Raw genomic sequence first — 5,067 nt, 5'->3', positions numbered from 1 at the left:
CGCGCCGGGCGCCGCCTCCGGGACGACCGGCGACGCGGGCGGTACCGGGGTCAGGCGCTGGTAGGGCTCGCCCTGCGCGGGACGGGGGTCGGCCTCGCCCTTGTTGGGCCACAGCGACATGGCGCGTTCGGCCTGGGCGGTGATGCTCAGCGCCGGGTTGACGCCGAGGTTCGCGGAGATCGCGGAACCGTCGACGATATGCATGGTCGGGTAGTTCCAGACCCGGTGGTAAGGGTCCACCACGCCCGATTCCGGGGAGTCGGAGATCGCGCAGCCACCCAGGAAGTGCGCGGTCATCGGCATGTTGATGATGTCACCCCAGGTTCCACCGGCCACGCCGCCGATCTTCTCGGCGATCCGGCGGGTGGCCTCGTTGCCCTTGGGGATCCACGTCGGGTTGGGCTGGCCGTGGCCCTGTCTGCTGGAGACGTAGCGGAAAGGACCGAAGCGCTTCACGAAGGTCTGGAGCGAGTTGTCCAGGTTCTGCATGACGAGCACGATCACAGTCCGCTGGCTCCACCGGCGCTTGTTGACCAGCTTGAACAGTAGCGACGGTCGGCGACGCAGCTCGTTGGCGAGCGTGCGCCAGCGGGGGCCGTCGCCGTCACCGTCGGTCAGCAGGGTCTGGAGCACGGCGATGGCGTTGGAGCCCTTGCCGTACCGGACGGGTTCGACGTGGGTGTCGGAACCGGGATGGAACGACGACGTGATGGCCACGCCCTCGGAGAAGTCCCGTTCCGGCGTGTACCTGTCCCCCATCGCCCCGAGGATCGACTCCGAGTTGGTGCGGGTCAGCCTGCCCAACGCGTTCGACAGCCGTGGCAGTGCGCCCTCGTCCTTGGCGTAGTGCAACAGATGCTGGGTGCCCCACGTCCCGGCTGCCACCACCACGTGCGAGGCGGTCACCGTTGTGATGCGCTTGCCCCTCCGGGTCCAGGCGCCGGAGCGCTCGAGCGTCACCTCCCAGGTGCCGTCTCCGCGCTCGCGCAGTCCGCTGACCGTGGTCCGGTCCAGAACGCGGGCCCCGGCGCGCTCGGCCAGCCCGAGGTAGTTCTTGACCAGAGTGTTCTTGGCGCCGTGCCGGCAGCCCGTCATGCACTCGCCGCACTCGATGCAGGCCGTGCGGTCCGGGCCCACCCCACCGAAGAAGGGGTCCGGGACCGTCTCACCCGGCTTGCCCCGACCACCGGTCTTCTCGCCGAAGTAGACGCCGACCGGGGTGTACACGAAGGTGTCCTCCGCACCCATCTCCCTGGCGACCTCCTTGATGATCGTGTCGGAATGGGAATGCGTCGGGTTCGTGACCACACCGAGCATCCGGCGTCCCTGGTCGTAGAACGGGGAGAGTTCAGCGTCCCAGTCCGTGATGTGCGCCCACTGCGGGTCGTTGAAAAACGGGGCGTGCGGCTTGTAGAGGGTGTTGGCGTAGTTCAGGGAGCCGCCGCCCACGCCGGCACCCGCCATCACCATGACATCGCGCAGCAGGTGGACGCGCTGCACTCCGAACAGCCCCAGTTTCGGCGCCCAGACGTACTTGTTGAGACGCCACGACGTCTTGGGGAAGTCCGAGTCCTCGAAGCGACGACCCGCCTCGACCACCGTCACGCGGTAGCCCTTCTCGGTCAGACGCAGGGCCGTGACACTTCCGCCGAATCCGGACCCGATGACGAGGACGTCCGTGTCGGTACTGCCGGTGGGGGCGGTGGTGGTCGAGGGCGACGGCGCCGATGTCGTCATGGTGGATCTCCCTGGTGATCGAGGTGTGGGTCACAGTACCCGAGCACCACGAACCTACCCGACAGTAGTGCTCGATTTGTCCACCGCCTCAGGGACGAACGGACAGGTCCACCTTCTGGAACCCCTTCACGTCCGAGTAGCCGCACTTGGCCATGGCGCGGCGCAGGCCACCCATCAGGTTCCGCGTCCCGTCCGGGGCACTCGTGGGTCCCTCGAGCACCTCGGCCAGGGGGGACAGGGCCGTCTCGTCGTCGATCTCCGCGACATGCCCCCGGGGGACCTTGGGGTGGGCGGAGACGGCGTCCCAGTACACACCCCGCCCCGGGGACTCCAACGAGCCGGCCAAGAGCGGACCCAGGACTACGGCGTCAGCACCACAGGCCACCGCACGGGCGATGTCGCCTGAGGTGTAGATGTCACCGTCGGCCAGCACATGGACGTAGCGGCCACCCGTCTCGTCCAGGTAGTCGCGTCGCGCGGCCGCCGCGTCGGCGATCGCGGTGGCCATGTGCACCTCCATCCCGAGTACGGAGCCCGTCGTGGTGACCCCGTCGACGCCGCCGTAACCCACGATCACACCCGCCGCGCCTGTGCGCATGAGATGCAGGGCGGTCTTGTAGTCCACCACGCCGCCGGCGATCACCGGCACGTCGAGCCCGTGGATGAAGTCCTTCAGGTTCAGCGGTTCGTCCTCGCCGCTCACATGCTCGGCGGAGATGATCGTGCCCTGGACCACGAGCAGATCGATCCCGGCGCCGACCAGGCCGGGCGTGAGCTCGCGGGCGTGCTGCGGAGACACCCGGACCGCGACGGTCGCACCCTCGTCGCGGATCCGTCGCACCGCCGCCGCGAGCAGCTCCCGGTCGATCGGGGCGCGGTGCAGCTCCTGGAGTCGAGCCACCGCGCGGTGGCCGGTCACGTCCTCGAGGGCGATCTCGCGCAACTCGTCGATCGCCGCCTCAGGGTCCTCGTGCCGCGCCCACAGGCCCTCGCCGTTGAGCACCGCCAGGCCGCCCAGCCTCGAGAACTCCACCGCCGACTCGGGTGAGACCACCGCATCGGTCGGGTGGGTCATCACGGGCAGGTCCATCCGGTAGGCGTCGATCTGCCAGGACGTCGACACCTCCTTCGAACTGCGGGTGCGACGGGAGGGGACGATGTCCACCTCGCCGAGCCCGTACATCCGTCGGGCCTCGCGGCCCATTCCGATCTCCACGACGTTGCGCACGCGGCTTCAGTCCTTGACGTTGTAGTTGGGGGCCTCGACGGTCATCTGGATCGCGTGGGGGTGGCTCTCCTTGAGCCCCGCCGCCGTGATCTGGACGAACTGGGCGCGGTTCATGTCGGGAATGGTGGCCGATCCCGTGTACCCCATTCCCGCACGCAGCCCGCCGTTGAGCTGGTGCAGGACCTGCGCGACGTCGCCCCGGTACGGCACCCGTCCCTCGATGCCCTCGGGGACGAGCTTCTCCTCGGACAGCACGTCGTCCTGGAAGTAGCGGTCCTTGGAGAACGACTTCTCCTGTCCGGGCTTGCCCCGTCCGCGCATCGCGCCCACCGATCCCATCCCGCGGTAGACCTTGTACTGCTTACCGTCCACGAAGATCAGGTCGCCGGGGGACTCGGTGCAGCCCGCGAGCAGGGAGCCGAACATGCACGCCGACGCGCCGGCCGCGATCGCCTTGGCCACGTCGCCCGAGTACTGCATACCGCCGTCGGCGATCACGGGGACGCCTGCGGCATGGGCCGCCACGGAGGCCTCCAGGATCGCGGTGATCTGCGGCGCGCCCACCCCCGCCACGACACGGGTGGTGCAGATGGAACCGGGGCCGATGCCCACCTTGATGGCGTCCGCACCCGCGTCGATCATCGCCTGGGCGGCGCCCCGGGTGGCGAGGTTTCCGCCGATCACCTGGACCCGGTCGCCGAGCTCGCGCTTGACCCGGGCGACCATCTCGAGTGCATTGCGGTTGTGGGCGTGAGCGGTGTCGACGACGAGGACGTCCACGCCGGCCTCGGTCAGGGCGCCCGCGCGCTGCCAGGCGTCCTCGCCCGTCCCGATGGCCGCGGCCACCCGCAGTCGACCGTCCGAGTCCTTGGTGGCGTCAGGGTGCTTCTCGGTCTTGACGAAGTCCTTCACCGTGATGAGTCCGGTGAGACGACCGTCCCCGTCCACGATCGGCAGCTTCTCGATCTTGTGACGGCGCAGGAGCCCGAGCGCGGCCTCTGCCGTCACCCCCTCCCGCGCGACCACCAGCGGTGCGCGGGTCATGACCTCGTCCACCCGCCGCGACTTATCCACCTCGAACCGCATGTCACGGTTGGTGATGATGCCCACGAGCTCACCCCGCTCATCGGTCACCGGCAGGCCGGAGATCCGGTAGCGGGCGCACATCTCGTCGACCTCGGCGAGGGTGTTGGCGGGAGCACAGGTGACCGGGTCGGTGACCATGCCCGCCTCGGACCGCTTGACGGTGTCGACCTGGGCCGCCTGGTCGGCCACCGACAGATTGCGGTGCAGCACCCCGATCCCGCCCTGGCGGGCCATGGCGATGGCCATGCGTGCCTCGGTGACGGTGTCCATCGCGGACGACACCAGCGGCACCCGCAACGTGATGTCGCGGGTGAGTCGGGTGCTCGTGTCGACCTCGCTGGGGACCACCTCGGAAGCGGCCGGGAGCAGTAGCACGTCGTCGAAGGTCAGCCCCACCATGGCGACCTTGGTGGGATCGTCGCCGCCGGTGCGCACGGGGCCTCGCGACTCGCTCATCTGCCGTCCTCCTGGGGGTCGTCTCGGTCTGGAGTCCGAGGATAGTGCGTCCGGGGTCCCGGGCTCGAACCGTCGGCCCCGCCGGCTGGCGTCCACGGGTACGGTGAGGGGGTGAACGATCCCCTACGGCACGGCATGCCGCCCGACCCGTTCGCCGGCGATCCGGATGATCCGACGGCGGAACTGGCCGGGCTCGACCCCGCGGACGACGGCATCCCCTCGGGCCCGCTCGACGCGGAGGAGCGCCGCGCGATCGAGGAGGACCTGGCCGATCTCGCGGAGTTCCGCGAGCTCCTGGCACCCACCGGTGTCAAGGGCGTGGCCGTGCAGTGCGAGGACTGTGCGGAGGAACACTTCCACGAGTGGGACATGCTCCGCGCCAACCTCATGCAGCTCCTCGAGGACGGTTCGCTCCTGCCCCACGAGCCCGCGTTCGACCCGATCCCCGACGACTACGTGTCGTGGGACTACTGCCGCGGGTACGCCGACGCGGTGCGGGCGATCCGCCCGCGCCGGCTCCACTGGCGCCGCTGAGGGCCGGTTCGCGGCCCCGGCCTGGC

4 protein-coding genes are annotated in these 5,067 nt (G+C 69.7%); 1 reads left to right on the top strand and 3 read right to left on the bottom strand.

The features are described 5' to 3' along the window. The 3 genes from G6019_RS08175 to guaB all read right to left on the bottom strand — a co-directional run. A partial coding sequence (locus tag G6019_RS08175) for a GMC family oxidoreductase (RefSeq protein WP_182627375.1) occupies positions 1-1,737 on the bottom strand: 1,737 nt, incomplete at its 3' end. Between the two features lie 88 nt (positions 1,738-1,825). Continuing rightward, on the bottom strand, positions 1,826-2,965 hold the full coding sequence (locus tag G6019_RS08170; protein WP_182612598.1) for a GuaB3 family IMP dehydrogenase-related protein: 1,140 nt from the start codon (positions 2,963-2,965) through the stop codon (positions 1,826-1,828). Positions 2,966-2,971: 6 nt separating this feature from the next. Continuing rightward, positions 2,972-4,507, bottom strand: a complete 1,536-nt coding sequence (guaB, locus tag G6019_RS08165) for an IMP dehydrogenase (protein WP_017837214.1) — start codon at positions 4,505-4,507, stop codon at positions 2,972-2,974. Between the two features lie 111 nt (positions 4,508-4,618). Here guaB and G6019_RS08160 point away from each other — a divergent pair, with 111 nt between their 5' ends. Next, positions 4,619-5,041, top strand: coding sequence for a DUF5319 domain-containing protein (locus G6019_RS08160; protein WP_370446329.1), 423 nt, complete (start codon positions 4,619-4,621; stop codon positions 5,039-5,041). Positions 5,042-5,067: the final 26 nt, after the last annotated feature.

The sequence above is a fragment of the Dietzia sp. DQ12-76 genome, assembly GCF_014145045.1.
GTDB lineage: Bacteria > Actinomycetota > Actinomycetes > Mycobacteriales > Mycobacteriaceae > Dietzia.
This window is presented reverse-complemented; position numbering and strand designations above follow the sequence as displayed.

What these genes read in the sequence shown, in the direction of transcription:
- guaB (WP_017837214.1), bottom strand. Translation starts at nt 4,507, where the DNA reads ATGAGCGAGTCGCGAGGCCCCGTGCGCACCGGCGGCGACGATCCCACC.